The 17,919-nt window shown below is 64.3% G+C and carries 12 protein-coding genes; 10 read left to right on the forward strand and 2 right to left on the reverse strand.

The genetic code is table 11. The features are described from left to right. Positions 1-255 precede the first annotated feature (255 nt). Together L6D74_RS26900 and gspG are read right to left on the reverse strand one after the other, a co-directional pair. The gene (locus L6D74_RS26900) at positions 256-1,443 is read right to left on the reverse strand and encodes a type II secretion system F family protein (RefSeq protein WP_064595139.1); all 1,188 of its coding nucleotides are present in this window, start codon (positions 1,441-1,443) and stop codon (positions 256-258) included. A 14-nt stretch (positions 1,444-1,457) separates the two neighbouring features. Continuing rightward, positions 1,458-1,886 carry a type II secretion system major pseudopilin GspG gene (gene gspG, locus L6D74_RS26905; RefSeq protein ID WP_007956107.1) on the reverse strand — a complete coding sequence of 143 codons (429 nt, stop codon included), beginning with the start codon at positions 1,884-1,886 and terminating at the stop codon, positions 1,458-1,460. 203 nt (positions 1,887-2,089) lie between these two features. On the opposite strand from gspG, the gene L6D74_RS26910 reads away from it, so the two are divergent. The 10 genes from L6D74_RS26910 (at position 2,090) to L6D74_RS26955 (ending at position 17,918) form a co-directional block, all read left to right on the forward strand. Next, complete coding sequence (locus tag L6D74_RS26910) at positions 2,090-2,701, forward strand: lytic transglycosylase domain-containing protein (protein WP_163974554.1); 612 nt, start codon at positions 2,090-2,092, stop codon at positions 2,699-2,701. Between the two features lie 202 nt (positions 2,702-2,903). After that, positions 2,904-8,738 (forward strand): manganese-oxidizing multicopper oxidase MnxG, encoded by a 5,835-nt coding sequence (mnxG, locus tag L6D74_RS26915; RefSeq protein ID WP_236191108.1) that lies wholly within the window; start codon positions 2,904-2,906, stop codon positions 8,736-8,738. Between the two features lie 75 nt (positions 8,739-8,813). Next, entirely contained in the window at positions 8,814-10,736 is a 1,923-nt protein-coding gene (locus tag L6D74_RS26920; RefSeq protein ID WP_236191110.1) for a YncE family protein, read from the forward strand. 13 nt (positions 10,737-10,749) lie between these two features. After that, complete coding sequence (locus tag L6D74_RS26925; RefSeq protein WP_236191112.1) at positions 10,750-11,400, forward strand: SCO family protein; 651 nt, start codon at positions 10,750-10,752, stop codon at positions 11,398-11,400. Then, positions 11,397-12,029 (forward strand): SCO family protein, encoded by a 633-nt coding sequence (locus L6D74_RS26930; protein WP_064595148.1) that lies wholly within the window; start codon positions 11,397-11,399, stop codon positions 12,027-12,029. The genes L6D74_RS26925 and L6D74_RS26930 overlap by 4 nt, the downstream gene beginning before the upstream one ends. Positions 12,030-12,038: 9 nt before the next feature. Continuing rightward, the gene (locus tag L6D74_RS26935) at positions 12,039-13,589 is read left to right on the forward strand and encodes an ABC transporter substrate-binding protein (RefSeq protein ID WP_236191113.1); all 1,551 of its coding nucleotides are present in this window, start codon (positions 12,039-12,041) and stop codon (positions 13,587-13,589) included. A 15-nt stretch (positions 13,590-13,604) separates the two neighbouring features. Beyond that, positions 13,605-14,558 (forward strand): peptidylprolyl isomerase, encoded by a 954-nt coding sequence (locus tag L6D74_RS26940; protein ID WP_236191114.1) that lies wholly within the window; start codon positions 13,605-13,607, stop codon positions 14,556-14,558. Positions 14,559-14,795: 237 nt separating this feature from the next. Next, positions 14,796-15,329 carry a response regulator gene (locus tag L6D74_RS26945; RefSeq protein WP_085748467.1) on the forward strand — a complete coding sequence of 178 codons (534 nt, stop codon included), beginning with the start codon at positions 14,796-14,798 and terminating at the stop codon, positions 15,327-15,329. Positions 15,330-15,412: 83 nt separating this feature from the next. Further along, entirely contained in the window at positions 15,413-17,134 is a 1,722-nt protein-coding gene (locus tag L6D74_RS26950) for a GspE/PulE family protein (RefSeq protein ID WP_039769035.1), read from the forward strand. Then, positions 17,115-17,918, forward strand: coding sequence for a hypothetical protein (locus L6D74_RS26955; RefSeq protein ID WP_236191115.1), 804 nt, complete (start codon positions 17,115-17,117; stop codon positions 17,916-17,918). Before L6D74_RS26950 ends, L6D74_RS26955 begins: the two co-directional genes overlap by 20 nt. Position 17,919 lies beyond the last annotated feature (1 nt).

The following is a 17,919-nucleotide window of genomic DNA, read 5'->3' on the forward strand; positions in this document are numbered from 1 at the left end:
TTACCGCCGCCACCCCCACCGTTTCCACCGCCGCCGCCACCGCCGCTTCCTCCACCACCACTTCCCCCATCCTTGGCCTGAACACTCGACACCCCGGACAGGCTGTCCGGAATCAGTACGGTAGACGCCGACAGGACTGCGCCGATGGCCATTGCGAGCACGAGCTTTTGAATGTGCATATCGTTCTCCGTCTTTGTTGTCTTGATTGGGAACGTGGATGTGGCTTGTTGCGTGTGATCCGACCCGTTCCCGAGGTCAGTGGATACTCGAAGCCAGTTCGAAGATCGGGATGTACATCAGGATCACGATCACCCCGATCAACAGGCCGATGAAGGTCATGAGCAGCGGTTCGAACAACCGCACGAACCACTCGATCCAGCGGCTGATTTCCTCGTCGTAGAAATCGGCGCTGCGTTCCATCATTTGCCCGAGGTTGCCGGACTGTTCGCCAGCGCGCAGCAGGCGCAGGGACACGGGTGTCACCAGATGATTGAGCTCCAGCGCAGTGGACAGCGACTGCCCCTCGCGCACCCGCTCGCAGGCCTGGTCCAGCCGTGCTCGCGAGGCCACGGTGAGCAGGCCGCGCACCATGCCCATGGCCGTCACCAGCGGAATCCCGCCTTGCAGCAGAATCCCCAGTGACCGGTAAAACCGCGCCAGCTCATACATGAAAATCCGCTGGTGTACGGCGGGCAGTTTCTCCACCAGCCGATCCAGCCCACGGCGAAACGCCGGTTGTTTCTGCAGCACGGCGAGGGCGATGACGATTGTCGCCAACAGGCCGAAAAACTCGCCCTGATGGGCGTGTAGAAACATGCCGCTGCTCATCAGGATCTGCGACAGCCACGGCAGGTTCGAGCCCAGCCCTTCGAACACCAGGCTGAAGCGCGGCACCACGTAACCCATCAAGAACAGCACCACACCACCGCCGACCACCAGCAACAGCAGCGGATAGATCGAAGCGCTGACGATCTTCTGCCGCACCTCGTCCATGCGCTGGCGATAGCTCACGTAACGGCCCAGCGCATCGCCGACCGCGCCGGTCTTCTCGCTGGACTGCACCAGCGCCACGTACAAGGGCGGGAACACCGCCGACAACTGGCCCAGTGCCTGGGAGAACGATTTGCCTTCGTACAGCAGCCGCACCAGCTCACTCAAGGTTTTGCGGGCGGCGGGGGCGGTTTCTTTTTCGGCCAGGCTTTCCAGCGCATCGATCAGCGGCAGGCCGGCGTTGAGCAAGGTGGTCAGCTCCTGGCTGAACAGCACCAGATTGAAGGTCTCACGCTTGCTCAGGCGCAACGAACGCCAGTGGCGCTCGGCGTGCAGGCTGACCACGCGCAAGCCCTGATCCTCGGCGATGCGCCGTGCTTCGCTCTGGCCGGGCGCCTCGACGCTCAGCGACACCACCCCGGCCTTGCCCACTGCTTTGAGTTGAAATCGCATGCCGTGTGCTCCGCTTATTGCCAGTTGGTGACTTCGGCATTTTCGCCTTCGCCGCCGGGCTGGCCGTCCTTGCCCATCGAGAGCAGGTCGTACTCGCTGTTTTCGCCGGGATAGCGGTAGGTGTAGTTACGGCCCCACGGATCCTGCGGCAGTTTTTTCTGCAAATACGGGCCGGTCCATTTGGCTTCGTCGCTCGGTGCGGTCACCAGCGCCTGCAAGCCCTGTTCGGTGGACGGGTAATGGCCGACCTCCAGCCGGTACAGATCCAGCGCCTTGCTCAGGCCTTCGATCTGCGCCTTGGCGACCTTCACTTCGGAACGCCCCAACTGGGCGAAATATTTGGGCGCGACGATCCCGGCCAACAGGCCAAGCACCACCAGCACCACGAGCAATTCGAGCAGGGTGAAACCGCGTTGGGCACGCGGACGAAAATGCAGCTTCATGATGACCTCCCGTGAGTGGCAGCCGTGTCGCCGAAAGGGCTTATGCAATTGCCATGCTCAGCCCCCGATAAATTCGGCGGTCGGGCTGAAACCCTTGTATTACGGGCTTTTCAAGAGTCGGCACAGTGCTTGCGTACGGCTGATCAACGACGGGTCAGTGGGGCATTTCCCCCAATTTTTCGGGGCCTGTCAGGGGAGGCCCAATGATCCATTCATTCACTGCAGGACTGCTCGGCTGCGTGCTGTCGGTCGGTGCCGCGCAAGCCGATGTCTTCGTTTCCATGGACGCCAAGGGCAGCTACGTGCTGTCGAACGTCCACCGTCCCGGACGCACTTACGAGCGGGTGATTCGCGAGTCCGATGCGCCACTGGTCAGCCTTGACCGGCAACCGCAATTGATCGCCAACCAGCCCTACGCCGAGCTGGTGTCAGCGGCGGCCAGCGCCAATCACCTGCCCGAAGCCTTGCTGCACGCGGTGATCAAGTCCGAATCCAACTACAACCCCGGCGCCACCTCGCCCAAGGGCGCCGGCGGACTGATGCAATTGATGCCCGACACCGCCCGCGAGCTGGGGGTGAAAGACGTCTACGACCCCAAGGCAAACATCCAGGGCGGGGCCAAGTACCTCAAGCGCCTGATGACCCTGTTCGACAACGACATCGCCTTGGCCGTGGCCGCTTACAACGCCGGGCCTGACGCGGTGCTCAGCCGGGGCCGGGTGATCCCGCCGTTCGCCGAAACCCAGCGTTACGTCCCGAGCGTTTTGCGTCAGTACCGGCGCTTGCAGGGGCTGGCGGTTGACGAACCTTTGTAGGTCCAGCCCCGGCTTTCCCCACTTTCGGGGCAAACCCAAGGGGCCCGGAAAAGTGGGGAAACGGGTGGGGAATATCCCCCGCATTCTCAAGTGACCTGTGTAACTGATTGAGATGGAAGGCAATTTTTTGTGGCATGCGGATTGCTCTCAGGGCTTTAACGAGAATCGTTCCCTGTGAGCACCCACTACGAGGTTTCCGATCATGGTTGGCATTCACCACGCTCCGCCCCTGTTGAACTGGCTGCTGTTGCTGGTCTCGATGCTCAGCGTCGAACTGGCCAGCGCCGCCGTGCGCTGCGAGCGCAATCTGGTGGCCAATGTGGTCGCCTTCGATCAACCGCTGATGTTCAACCGCCTCGGTGCGCAAAATGCCAACGGCATGATGTACGCCCTGCGCCGCGATGTGGTCGATGAGCATGACGTCTCGCTGGCCTATGGCGGCAGCGCGGTGCCGGGCAAGGTGTCGCTGCGTGCGGACAAGCGTCCACGGCCGTTGGTGCTGCGGGTCGCCGCCGGTGATTGCCTGACGATCAACCTGCAGAACCTGCTCGATTATCAGGCCAACCCGAACAAGCACTTCGAAGGGCCTGAAGGCGAGGAGGGCACCGTGAACCCCGGTGGCGCCGATGCCTTCAAGGTCGACGAGCAGGTCGCCGACCGCCATGTCGGTTTCCAGGTCAACGGCCTGCAAGCGGTGAACAGCATCGACGACATTTCCTCCTACACCGGGCGTAACGCCAACACCCTGGTGCCGCCGGGCGCGAGCCGTTCCTACGTGTTGTACGCCGAGCGCGAAGGGGCGTTTGCCGTCAGCAGCCGTGGCGCGACATTCGGCGGGGAAGGCGCGGCCGGCAACACCGCCAATGGCCTGTTCGGCCAGGTCGTGGTGGTGCCGAAGTCGGGACGCACCTATCGCAACACCCTCACCGAAGAAGAAATGCGTCTGGCGACCACCGGCCGCACACCGGCCGGTCACCCCATCGTCGATTACCAGGCCCGCTACCCGCAGCGCGAACCGTGGTTGCGTGAAGGCAAGGCCGGCACGCCGATCATCAGCATGGTCGACGGCAACGAAATCATCTCCAGCGAAAGCGACGCGATCGTCATGGGCAGCAATGCCGATGGCAGTTTTGCGCCCAGCACCTATCCGCTGGAATCGGTGGGCAAACGTAACCCGGCGATCCCCAACCGCCTCGAGCCGTTTCGCGATTTCGCCTCGCAGTTCCAGGACGAAACCGCCGCCACCCAGGCATTCCCCGCCTACTGGGCCGACCCGGTCATGGCCCATGTGCTGGAGCCGACCCGCGACTCGTTCATGATCAACTACGGTTCCGGCGGCATGGGTGCCGAAGTGGTCGCCAACCGCCTAGGCGTGGGGCCGATGCACGATTGCCTGTCGTGCGCCTACGAAGAATTCTTCCTCAGCTCGCACACCGTCGGTGACGTGGCGATGCTGGTGGACGTGCCGGCCAACACCGGGCTCGAGAACATCGCCCCCGGCCAGACGCCGAGCGCCGATCAGGTCGGCGTCAAGGCCACCATGGCCCTGTATCCGTCGGAGCCGTCGAACGTCAACCACAGCTACATCGGTGACTTCGTCAAATTCCGCAACACCCACAATGGTCACGAGCAGCACATTTTCCACCTGCACGGCCATCAGTGGCTGTTCAACCCCAATGACGACAACTCCGATTACGTCGATGCCCAAGGCATCGGTCCGGGCGCCGGCTATACCTACGAAATTGCCAACGGCGGCTCCGGCAACCGCAACCGGGTGGCCGGCGATGCGATCTATCACTGCCACTTCTACCCGCATTTCGCCCAGGGCATGTGGTCGATGTGGCGGGTGCACGATGTGTTCGAAGAAGGCACCCGGCTGGAAGTCTCGCAACAGGGCGCCGATGGTTATCACAGCGAACCTTACGCCCTGCGCAGCGGCAAACCCGCCGCCGGTGCCCGCGCCTTGCCGGATGGCGAGATCATCGCCGGCACGCCGATTCCTGCCGTCGTGCCGCTGCCCGGCAAAGCCATGGCGCCGATGCCGGGCAAAGTGGTGGTGGTGCCGAAAATCGGCGAAACCCTGGTCGCCGGCCACGATGACGACGATGAGGAAGACGAGGGCGATGACGACGGCGAGCACCACGGTGGTAACGGTGGATCGCAAGCCATCGGTTCCCTGGCACTGGTCGATCGCAGCGAAGCCAACCGCAACGCCGACGGCAGCCTGAAAAACCCTGGCTATCCGTTCTGGATCGGCGGCATGGAAAGTTCGGTAGGTCAGCGTCCGCCAACCCCACCGCTGGACATGCTCGACGCCGCCACCGCGCAATCGTTGAAAGCCAGCGGCAAAGCGCTGTGGGCCAACCTCGATCCGAATCAGTCCGGCGGCTGGGACGGCGGCTTGCAGCGTCACACCCTCGACGGGGTGGCGGCCGGAGGCGAGGCGCACACCGTGACCACCTCGCTGGACTTCTCCAAGGAAGTCACCCGCGCCAAGCCGATCTACCTGCCCGAAGAGGGCACCGAAGTGGAACAGGCGGCGATGGCGTTCCATGCGAAAAAGGATCACCCAAGCTTTGCCTTGCTGCCCGGCAACCAGATCGTGGCCAAGGCCTTCCGCACCAACGGCGCCTTGCCGATGGCCGGCGCGCCGTACTACGAACCGTGCATGGACGACCGGCAAAAACGCCTGACCAGCAGCGCCGGCACCGGTGAATTCGCCAGCGGCGATCGGCTGGACGGCATGTCCTTCGTCGGCGCCTCGACCTTCACCGCCGACCGGCCACGGATCTACAAGGCCGCCAACATTCAGTTCGACGCGGTCTACAACAAGGTCGGCTATCACTTCCCGCAAGCGAGGATTCTGGCGCTGTGGGAAGACGCCTGGCCGGTGATCACCAAGCAGCGTCCGCCAGAGCCGCTGGTAATGCGCATGAACACCTTCGACTGCGTGCAATACCAGCAAACCAACCTGGTGCCCGCCACCTACGAGATGGACGACTATCAGGTGCGCACGCCGACCGACGTGATCGGCCAGCACATTCACCTGCCGAAATGGGACCTGACGGCCGCCGACGGTTCCTCCAACGGCTGGAACTACGAGGACGGCGTGCTCTCTCCAGGCGCTGTTCAGGAACGCATTCACGCGATCCGCGAATTCAATCAGTGCGAGGGCAGCGACCCGCGCGACGGCACCCAGGCGTGCCCGAAAGCCAAGGCGCATCCGTTCTTCGGCCAGTTCGGGCGCAGTGACTGGATGGGCGCGCGCACAGCCATGCAACGCTGGTTCGTCGACCCGGTGGTCAACGCCAAGGGCGTGGATCGCGGGCTGGGCACCATCTTCACCCACGACCACCTCGGCCCATCGACTCACCAGCAGATCGGACTGTATGCCACGGTGCTGGCGGAACCGGCCGGTTCCACCTGGTTCCACGCCGAAACCGGCGAGCCTCTGTACAGCGGCGCGCGCCAGGACGGCGGGCCGACCTCGTGGCAGGCGGTGATCAACACCGGCGACCTCGACGGCGACGGCAAGAACGACAGCTTCCGTGAGTTCTTCCTCGAATACAGCGACTTCCAGCACGCCTATGAAGCCGGTGTGTACGTGGGCGCCGGCCCCAACGGCGTGCCCAATCCGCAAGCCTTCCCGGCTACCGCCGACAGCTTCCGCTACGCGATCAATCCGCCGGTGCGCAACAACGCCAGCACCCTGCTCGAAGGCGTGCTGGAAGTGCAGGGCGGTCAGGTGCCGGGTTGCCCGAGCCGGCCTTGCCCGCAAGCGATCTCCGTGGATGATCCGGGCATGTTCGTCGTCAACTATCGCAACGAGCCGCTGGCCCTGCGGGTCTACGATCCGAACAAGGTCGGCCCGGACGGCAAGCGCGGCATGCAGGCCGACGGCCTCGGCGGCGATCTGGCCTATGCCATGCAAAGCCGTACCGACCGGGCGATCCCGGCGATGAATCTGGCACCGAACCTGGTGACGGCTGCCACCGGCCCGACTGGCGGCACCACCCTGTTCCCGCCGCACATCAACAAGGGCGGCAGCGAGCCGGGCGACCCGTTCACCCCGATGCTGCGTACCTACACCGGCGACAACGTGCGCCTGCGGGTGCATGCCGGCGGCCACGAAGAAGAGCACAACGTCACCCTGCACGGCGTGAAATGGCTGCAGAGCGGTTCCGGTTTCGGCAACAGCTCCAACTCTGGCTGGCGCGCCTCGCAGATGATCGGCATCTCCGAACAGATGGGCTTCATCGCACCGGTGTCGATGCTCTCCAGCTCTGCGGCGACCACCGGTGACTATCTGTACTCGATGGACGCTTCGATCGAAGGCTACTGGAGCGGGATCTGGGGCGTGATGCGCAACTACACGGCCAAACGCAATGACCTGTTCGCCATCCCCAACAACCCGAGTCCGGCGGGCATGCGCAACACCGTGGCGTTCGAAGGCAGCTGCCCACGGATCAGCGCCAACCCCAACGGCATCGGCACCCGGCCGACGGTGCAGCGCAACTATGAAGTGGTGGCGGCGCTGGCCAACGACATCCTCGGCAATTCGCTGGGCCTGAGCATCGGCGATTCGGCCGGGCTCGGTCAGCATGTCGGCGGGCCGCTGAATCCGGCGGGCGGCACCCTGGTGCTGAACTCGCGCACGGTGAGTATCCCGCAGGTCACGGTGACTGATCCGGAGGACGGCGAGACCATCACCATCGGTGGTCAGAGCGGGCCGCTGCATGATCCGACGGCGATCCTGTACGTGCGCAAATCCGACCTCGATCCGGTCAGCGGCAAGCTCAAACCCGGCATTCCGGTCGAACCGCTGGTGCTGCGCGCAGCGGCCGGGGACTGCATCAATATCACCCTGGAGAACCGTCTGCCGAGCGTGATGCCCGACCTGACCCAGACCGCGGTGATGCAGGGCATCGTCAAGCGCGATCGCAACAGCGGCCTGGGCTCGACCACTTTCAGCAACAACCTGATGCGGCCGTCCAGCCACGTGGGTCTGCACGCGCAACTGCTGGCCTATGACATCACCAAGTCCGACGGTGCCAACGTCGGCGCCAACCCGATCCAGACCGTGCCACCACGGTTGGGCAGCAGCGGCGCCTACCCGACCCGTACCTATCAGTACTACGCCGGGCACCTGGAGCGTGAAGGCAAACCGGTCACGCAACTGGGGCGCAGTGTCGACAACATCAACGCCACGGCCGTGGAGTTCGGTGGCCTGAACTTCACCCCGGCGGACGTGATCAAGCAACCGCAAAAAGGCCTGGGTGGGGCGATGAGCATCCTGCCGATCGGCGCGACCTGGGTCGACGATGCGCGCAAGGTCAACGCCACGGTCACCGCACCGGGGCAGACGACTTACCGCGACTTCGCGATGGTCTGGCACAAGGCGCTGAACACCCGCTGGGCCAATGGCCGGCCAGTCGAAGGCATCGCTGCCGAGGGCTTCGGTGTACCGACCGATCCGCAGGACAACTCGAGCATGGCGATCAACTACAAGACCGAACCGCTGTGGTATCGCTTCGGCCTCGCCCCGGATGCGCCGTTCGGTCGCGCCGATGGCGCGGGTTACGGCGACATGACCAACGCACACATGGCCTACAGCAATGCGCTGGTGGGCGGCGATCCGCAGACGCCGGTGCTGTATGCCAAACCGGGTCAGCCGTTGCGTACGCACATTCTGATGCCGAGCGGCGGCAGTCGCGGCACGACGTTCCAGCTCGACGGACACGTCTGGTCGCTCAACCCGTTCCAGGCCGAGAAGAGCGACACCGGCGGCTACCCAATGGGCACGCCGGGCGTGGGTTCGGTGCGCTTCGGTTACAACCCGATGTCGATGTACATCGGCGCTCACGAAAGCATCCTGCCGGCGGCGCACTTCAGCTTCATGATCCCGAGCGCCGGGGGCAGCAACGCGATACCGGGGGACTACCTGTTCCGCGATTACGCCGCCTATGGCAACACCTCGGGGCTGTGGGGATTGCTGCGGGTGACCAATGAGCCGGAGCCGGCGCCGCCTGCTCAGTAGGTGCCAATGCGCGACCTGTGGGAACCGGTGAACCCGCTCCCACAGGTGGGGACAGGATTTGTAGGGGAGAGCGACATGAACAGGATCATCAACATCATCGGCGTCTGCCTGCTGGCGATGGCCGGCGCGCTGCTCACGTTGAGCGAGATTGCCCTGGCGCAAACCGGCGCCGGGCAGGTGCTGACCCGCGACGGTGTGTCGATCGCCTTCGATCTGAAGCCGCTGGCCAGCGACGGTCAGCTGCGTGAAGGCGAGTTCGCCGACGTGCAGTTTCGTGTCACCGACGGTGCGTCCGGCCAGCCGTTGTCCGGTGTGGCGCCGGGGGCGTGGATCGATCCGCAAGCCGTCGCCGCCGACCAGGCCCAGGGCCGTGACCAGAGCTGCAAGTCGCGGGTCGGTACGTTCCTCAAATCCAACATCGGCGCGCGGCCGCTGCTCGACCTCAACAGCTATTTCCTGCTGGTGATGAACCGCGATGCCAGCGTTTCGGTGGTCGATCCGTCAGTCTCGGTGGGCGGCATCACCAGCACCCTGGCGCGGATCGAACTCAAGCAATCGCCGATGGACTGGGTCACGCCCAAGGACAATAAAAAGGTCTTCGTGTCGATGCCGACGGCGGGGGAAGTGGCGGTGATCGACAGCGAGCAATTCAAGGTGATCGACTCGGTGGCCGCCGGCAGCCAGCCGGTGCGGGTCGCCCTGCAACCGGACGAGCGCCTGCTGTGGGTCGGCAACAACGCGAGCAAGGCTGAAGAATCCGGCGTAACGGTGATCGACACCCAAAGCCTCAAACCGCTGAAACACCTGGCGACCGGTCGCGGCCACCACGAAATCACGTTCAGCAAGGACAGCCGTTTCGCCTTCGTCAGCAACCGCGACGACGGCACCCTCAGCGTTATCGACATCGCCAGCCTGAGCCTGGTGCAACAGGTCAAGACCGGCTCCAGCCCGTTGTCGGTGGCCTACTCGCCGCTGTCCGGCGCGGTGTACGTGGCCGATGGCAAGGACGGCACCGTCACGGTGATCGACAGCAACAGCCGCGCCGTCCGCCGGGTGATCAAGCTGCAACAGGGCCTCGGCCCGATGGGCTTCAGCGCCGACGGCCGGTTTGGCGTGGTGCTGAACACGGTGGAAAACCGCGCCACGGTGATCGACGCGGCCAACGATTCGGCGATCCATGATCTGGAAGTCTCGGCCGAACCCTATCAAGTGGTGTTCACTCAGGCCTACGCCTACGTGCGCGGACTGGCCTCGCCGAAAGTCACCATGATCAACCTGTCTTCGCTGGGCGAAGGGCGTCAGCCGATTACCCAGGGTTTCGAGGCCGGGCCGCAGCCGCCACGGCTGGCCGGGGACCTGCCGCTGGCGTCGAGCCTCGCGGTATCGCGCGATGACAACGCGGTGTTCGTGGTCAACCCGGTGGACAACACCACCTATTTCTACGCCGAAGGCATGAACGCGCCGATGTCCGGTTACCCCAACCGCGGGCAAATCGCTCGCGCCGCGCTGGTGATCGACCGCAGCCTGCGCGAAGTGTCGCCGGGGCTCTACAGCGCCCGGGTCAAGCTGCCAGCGGCGGGGCGCTTCGACGTGGCGTTCCTGCTCAACCAGCCGAACATCATTCATTGCTTCACCGCCCAGGTAGCGTCCGACGGCGCGCCGGAAAAACACCTGGGGGCGGCAAAAGTCGAGTTCCTGCTGGACAAGACCGCCGTGGCCCTCAACGACCCGTACGTGGTGCGCTTTCGCATCGTCCAGGGCAAACAGAAGATTCAGCGCAGCGGCGTGACCGACGTGCAGTTGCGCTATTTCCTCGCGCCGACCTCCCGGCCCCGTGAAGTGGCGGCGCTGGAAGTTGCTGACGGCGTGTACGAAGCACCGGTGACGCTTGATCGCAGCGGCGCCTGGTACCTGCACGTGCGCGCGGCCTCGCTGGGCGCCGGTTTCGACGACAAGACCTTTGCTAGTGTCCGGGTGCTGCCCGGCCAGACTCAGTGACGAGGAAACGACCATGAACCGATTTGCATCCCGTGGCCTGCTGACCCTGTGCCTGTTGGCCGTCGGTATCCAGCAGGCCAGCGCCCACTCGGCGGACGAGCATGCCGGCCACACCGCACCGGCCGCCAACAGCCAGGAACACGCCCAGGTCAAATTCGCCGACGTGCCGCTGCTCGACCAGAACGGCAAGACCGTGCACCTGGAGCAGGATCTGGTGCACAACAAAATCGTGGTCATGAGTTTCATCTACACCAGTTGCACCACGGTGTGCCCGGTGGTCTCGTCGATCATGGGCAAGGTGCAGAAACAGCTCGGTGCCCGGGTCGGCGCGGAAGTGCAACTGGTGTCGATCAGCATCGACCCGCAGCGCGACGACCCGAAACGTCTGCAGGACTACGCCCGCACCTTCCAGAAAGGCCCGGGCTGGAGCTGGCTCACCGGTTCGCCGCAATCGATCAACGCCACCCTCAAGGGCCTCGGCAGTTTCAGCGGCGACTTCAAGAATCATCAGCCGCTGATCCTCGTCGGTGACGGGAACAGTCGCCACTGGACGCGCTATTACGGCTTCACCGACCCGGCATTGCTGGCCAAAGAAGTCGAGAAACTCAGCGGCCTGCGCACCCACGCCAAACACACCGCGATTGCCATGGAGCAACAACCATGAGAACCCTGGACTGGCTCACCCTGACGGTGTGTTTCTGGATTTTCAGCGCTATGGCCCTGGCTCACGAAGGCCACGAACAACCGGCACCGGCAACGACAACGACCAGCGCTGCGCCCGCACCGGCGAAAGGCACCCATGATGCGAAAACCTGGTTCACCGACACGCCGCTGCTGGATCAGAACGGCGACGTCCAGCGTTTCTACAGCGATGCGCTGCACAACCGCGTGGTGCTGCTCAACGTGATTTTCACCAGCTGCAATGACGCCTGCCCGCTGATCACTCGCAAGCTCAAGGAAGTCCGCGAGCTGCTGGGCGACAAGGCCGACGGCATCACCTTCATTTCCCTTACCAGTGATCCGCTGCGCGACACGCCGGCGGTGCTCAAGGCTTACACCTTGAAGCAGGGCGCCGATGACCCTCACTGGCTTTTCCTTACCGGCGACAAGGCGCAGATGGACCTGGTGCTGGGCCGCATCGGCCAGATCGTGCCGACGCCCGAGCAGCACTCGACCCAGTTGATCGTCGGCGATGTGGCCAACAAACGCTGGAGCAAAATCCGTCCCGACGCCCCGGCCGCCGCCATTGCCCAGCGCTTGCAACTGCTGACAATGCCTGTGGCCGGCCGCTGAGTCCGCGCCATGAACCTCGGCCGCGTCCTCGCCCTGATCCTGCTCGCTGGCGTCAGCCTCGGCGCGGCCGCGTTGCCGCTGACCGATGAAGAAAGCGCCGGCAAGCGCCTGTACCGCGAAGGCCTGTCCGCCAGCGGCGAGCCGATCATGGCGCGGGTCGGCGCGGCGGATGTGTTGCTGCCGGCCACCAGCCTGCCGTGTGCCAACTGCCACGGTGCCGACGGCCTCGGCCGGCCCGAGGGAGGGGTGCGTCCGCCGCAACTCAACTGGTCGCGGCTGACCAGCATTCATGGCCAGCAACAGATCAACGGCCGCAACTACCCGGCCTACACCGACAGCAGTCTGGCGCGGGTGATCCAGCAGGGCCGCGATCCCGGCAACAATCGCCTCGACCCGAGCATGCCGCGCTTCCTGCTGTCGATGAAGGATCAGCGCAACCTCACCGCGTACCTCAAGCGTCTGGCCGATGACCGCGATCCGGGGCTCGATGACCAGACCTTGCACCTGGGCACCTTGCTGCCCAGCCAGGGGCCGCTGGCCGAGGAGGGCGCCACCATCGCGGCGGTGCTCAACGGCAGTGTGGCGCGGATCAATCAGGCCGGTGGCATTCACGGCCGGCAGTTGCGCCTGACCGTGGCCGATCCCGGCCCGGATCGCGCCAGTGCCGAACAGGCCCTGCAACGGCTGATCGAGGAAGAGCAAGTTTTCGCCCTGATCGCGCCGTTGGCCCCGGCGCTGGACAGCGAACTGGCGCCGCGTCTGGAGCAGTCCGGCGTGCCGCTGATCGGGGCCCTGTCGTTGCTCGGCCCGGTGCAGGCCAGCCCGCAGATTTTCGAACCGCTGCCGGGGCTGCGTGAGCAACTGATCGCGCTGGCCGACTACGCCACCGCCAGTCTGCGAGTGCTGCAAGGGCCGACGCTGATTGCCTATCCCGACGACCCGGCCCAGATGCTGGCGGCGCAGACCCTCGGTCGCTATCTGCTGGAGCACGGCTGGGAAAAAGTCCATCTGCAGGCCTACGACCCGGCGGCGGACAGCTTGCCGCTGGGCTCACGCTCGGTGTTCTACCTGGGCAACGGCGGTGGGTTCAGCCGGCTGGCGGCCGGGTTGCAGAATGCCGGGCAGGTGCCATACCTGTTTGCCGCATCCAGCCAGGTGGCGGGGGATCTGCTGCAAGTGCCGGAGGGTTTTTCCCGGCGGGTGTTTCTGGCGTATCCGTTCGTGCCCAGCGACTGGACCCAGGCCGGGCGCATGGCGCTGACGCTGTTGCGTGAGCATCAAGGCCTCGGCGCCCAGCACGCGGTGCTGCAAGTCGGCGCCTACGCCTCGATGCTGTTGTTCAGCGAAGGCATGAAGCAGGCCGGCCGCGATGCCAGCCGCGAAAAACTGGTGGCGGCGCTTGAAGGCCTGCACGACTTCGACACCGGCCTGACCCCGCGTCTGAGCTTCGGCCCCGGCCGACGATTGGGCCTGAGCGGGGCGCACGTGGTCACCGTTGACTTGCCCGACCAGCGTTTTTATCTGGTCGCTCCCTACAAACCGATTATTGCCACGCCCTGACCGGAGGCCCTGATCATGAAGCTCAAAACCCTGTGTTGGCTGCTGACAGGCTGGTTGTCGGTGGGAATGGCGAACAATGAACCGGTGGCCGCCCGGGTCAACGGCGAGGCGATTTCCGAGTTTCGCCTGGAACGCTTTTTCGCCGAGTACCTGGAGGATCAGGGCCGCGCCGTGGCGAGCATCCGCAATCCCAAGGCCTATAAACAACTGCGTCAGGCCGCGCTGGACACGCTGATCGACAAGGAACTGCTCTGGCAGGAATCGCGCAAGCGCGGGGTGAAAATCGATGAGCAAGCCGTGCGCGAACAGGTCGAACAGACCCGCACCGCCATCGGCGGCACCGACAAATTCCTCCAGCGTTTGCAGGACGCCGGTTTCGATGAGGCCTCGTTCACCGAGTACACCCATCGCGAACTGGCGGCGCAGCGGATGTTCGCCGAACTGACCCAAGTCCAGGCCCCGGACGAGCAGACCGTGCGGGCTTTCTTCAACGAACACCGCGCCGAAATGGGCGCACCGGAGCAGGTCCAGGCCCGGCACATTCTGATCAAGGTTGCCGGCGATGCCGATGCCGCCACGGTTGAAGCGGCGCGACTACGCTTGATGCAGATGCGTGCGGCTATCGCAGGGGGGCAAACCTTTGCTAGCGTCGCGCAATCGGGATCGGAAGATGTCACCGCCAGCCAGGGCGGGGACCTGGGGTATTTCGCCCGTGGGCAAATGGTGCCGGCCTTCGAAACGGCAGCGTTTGCCCTCAAGCCTGGTGAACTCAGCGAGGCGGTGCGCACACCGTTCGGCTGGCATTTGATTTTTGTCGAGAACCACAGGGAGGCGGCCGATGTCCCAGAGGAGCAAGGGCTGGAAACAGTCAGGGCGTACCTCGCCCGACAGCAACAGACCCAGGCTCGTCGTCAGGTGCTCGCGCAGTTACGGGCAGAGAACAGGATCGAACGAATTGACGACGACTGAAGGTTCCCCCCCCAATAGTGGGGATTGGCTTCGATGCCCATTCAGGTGCTTCCCCGTTTCTGGGGAACGGGGTACCGGGACGAGCGGGCATTTCCATTCAATTCAAGGACATGAAGACAAAAAATTACCGGCATTCAGCCTGGCATGAAGTGTGCGTTACCTCTTGTGAGGCGCACTCCAGCAGGTTCGGGTCATTGAATTTCAATTGCCGGCACTTGAGGTTTCAGGGAGTCCACCTTGGTTAACAAAGTACTGGTTGTCGAAGACGAACAGCTGCTTGCACAGAACCTTCAGGATTATCTGTCGGCGCAAGGGCTGGAAGTCCGGATTGCACATGACGGCGCAGAGGGAATCGGCCAGGCCGAGACTTTCGCCCCCGACGTGCTGGTGTTCGATTACCGCTTGCCCGATATGGAAGGGTTCGAGGTGCTCGACGCGGTCCGCCAGAACAGGACGTGTCATTTCGTGCTGATAACGGGTCACCCGACCGCTGAAGTCTGTGAGCGGGCGCGGCAACTGGGGGTCAGCCACATCCTGTTCAAACCGTTTCCACTGGCGGAACTTGCCCGAGCTGTCTGCGACCTTCTGGGGATCCAGCGCGAAGCGAAACCCGGTGCGAGCCCATCCGAAGGCTTTGTCGAACGACGCCAGAGCAGGACCGAGAGCTTCCCGTTGCAGTTGTACGATGGCAGTTGGGTGCTGGCGGACCGCCGACGAAACCGGTCGGAGGTCATGGCACCGGACGACGATCAAATGCTCACCGGGGAGTAATGGCGCGATAGACGTTCCGGCACTCGCCGAACTCGCCTCCCGCGCCGTCAGGGCCTCAAGCCCCGGGTGTTGGAGAGCAAGCCATGGATCGTCTGTCCGTTGTCGTCGAACCGCTGTCGGTCAATCCTCCACTGGAGGCCCAGACCCCGCCACGCTTTTCCAGTGAGCAACTGGCCCAGGCCCGGGCACGGGCCAGCACTTCCGGGGAACGGGTGCTCGATGCGCTGGCCGTGCTCTGTGAGCTGGCGCCGATGCCGTTCATTGCCAGCCTCGGCGCCACCCTGCATTACCCGGTGCTCGACACCGACACGCTGTTTCTGGCGACCCCGGTGTTCGACCGGGTCACCCTCGCGCAATGCCTCAAACGTGAATTCATCCTGCTGCGCCATAACGACGAAGTCATCGGCGTGTTCGCCGACCCCTTCGACACGTCGCGCCTGGCCTGGATCGACGAATGCCTGCACGGCGCGCCGCTGTACCTGGTGCACGCCGACGACCTCAAGGCCTATCTGGCCCGCCACGAAGAAAGCTTCCACGCGGTCGAATCGCTCAATGCTCAGGCTGACGCCGGCAGCGAGACCGACACCCTGCAAAGCCTGTCGCTGACCAGCATCAGCGAAGACTCGAGCGTGGTGGTGAAACTGGTCAACTCGACCCTGTACGACGCGCTGAAAATGCACGCCAGCGACATCCACCTCGGCACCACCGGCCAGGGCCTGGTGATCAAGTACCGGATCGACGGCGTGCTGAACAACATCGGCAAGATCCAGGGCAGCGAGTTCGCCGAGCAGGTGATCTCGCGGGTCAAGGTCATGGCCGAACTGGACATCGGCGAAAAACGCGTTCCCCAGGACGGTCGCTTCAAGATCGGCATCAGCGGCCGGCAGATCGACTTCCGCGTTTCGATCATGCCCAGCATCTTCGGCGAAGACGCGGTGCTGCGGGTGCTGGACAAACAGGACCTGGCCGACAAGGTCTGCGGCGTGCAACTGCAAGCGCTGGGCTTTGAAGACGAAACCCTGCGCCAACTGCGTCGCCTCGCCGCCGAACCCTACGGCATGGTGCTGGTGACCGGCCCCACCGGCAGCGGCAAGACCACCACGCTGTACGCGATGATCACCGAGATCAACCACGGCGTGGACAAGATCATCACCATCGAAGACCCGGTGGAATATCAGCTGCCGGGCGTGCTGCAAATCCCGGTCAACGAGAAAAAAGGCCTGACCTTCGCCCGTGGCCTGCGCTCGATCCTGCGTCACGACCCGGACAAGATCATGGTCGGCGAGATCCGCGACCCGGACACCGCGCAGATCGCCGTGCAATCGGCGCTCACCGGTCACCTCGTATTCACCACCATCCACGCCAACAACGTGTTCGACGTGATCGGTCGTTTTACCCAAATGGAAATCGACCCCTACAGCCTGGTCTCGGCGCTCAACGCGATTCTCGCCCAGCGCCTGATCCGGCTGGTGTGCAGCAGTTGCAGCACGCCGGTCAACCCGAGCGATGAAGAACTGCGCGCTTCGGGCCTCGATCCACAGAAAGTCGATCACTACCACTTCGTCCACGGCAAGGGCTGCGGCCACTGCCGGGGCAGCGGCTATCGCGGCCGCACGGCGATTGCCGAGCTGCTGCACCTGGACGACGAACTGCGCCAGATGATCGTCGAGCGCCAACCCATCACCCAGATCAAAGCCCTGGCCTGCGCCCGTGGTTTGCGCCTGTTGCGCGAATCGGCGCTGGAGCTGGTGGAGCACGGTCGGACCACGCTGGAGGAGATCAATCGTGTCACTTTTATCGCGTGATCAATTTATCGCCGTGCTCGGCGCCAGCGGTGTCGGCCTCGGCCAGCGCCGGGGCAGCGACACCCTGTGGCTGGGCAGCGTCGGCTACATCGACGAAGGCTTTCAGAGCTACGCGGTGGCGCTGGACACCCTCGACCGTCTGCTCGGCGAACACACCCGTGCCGGTGCCGAGCTGAGCGTGGTGATCTCCGGCCACTTCAGCCGCTTCTGTCTGGTGCCGTGGAGCGAGCAGATCAGCAGCCCTGAAGAATTGCGCGGCTTCGCCCAACTGTGCTTCGAAGACCTGTTCGGCGCCCCGACCCAACCGTGGAGCCTGGTGCTGTCGGCTGAGCCTGCCGGGCATGACCGGATCGCCAGTGCCTTGCCGCAGGATTTGCTGGAACGCCTGCGCACGCTGGTAAGCGGTCGCGGCCTGCGTCTGCGTTCGGTGCAGCCGTACCTGATGACCGCGTTCAACCGTTTCGACAAAAGCCTCGACGCCGGTGACTTCCTGTTCATCGTCGCCGAACCGCAACGCAGCGTGTTGCTGCTGGCAAGGGAAGGGCGCTGGTCGTCGGTGCGTTCGGTGGGCGGCAGCGACAGCGACGCGGCACTCAACGCGTTGATCGGTCGCGAACGGCAACTGCAAGCCTCCACCAGCGAACGCGCCTTCAACGTTTATCTGCACGCCCCGGCGCGCCTCGATGCGCAACCGGAGGTGGCGGGGGTGCAGTTGCGCACCCTCGAAGACAACTCGATGACCGTGCGTGACGCCTTGTACGTCATGTCCCGGGCGGTGGCCTGAC

It is taken from the genome of Pseudomonas pharyngis (assembly GCF_021602345.1).
Lineage (GTDB): Bacteria > Pseudomonadota > Gammaproteobacteria > Pseudomonadales > Pseudomonadaceae > Aquipseudomonas > Aquipseudomonas pharyngis.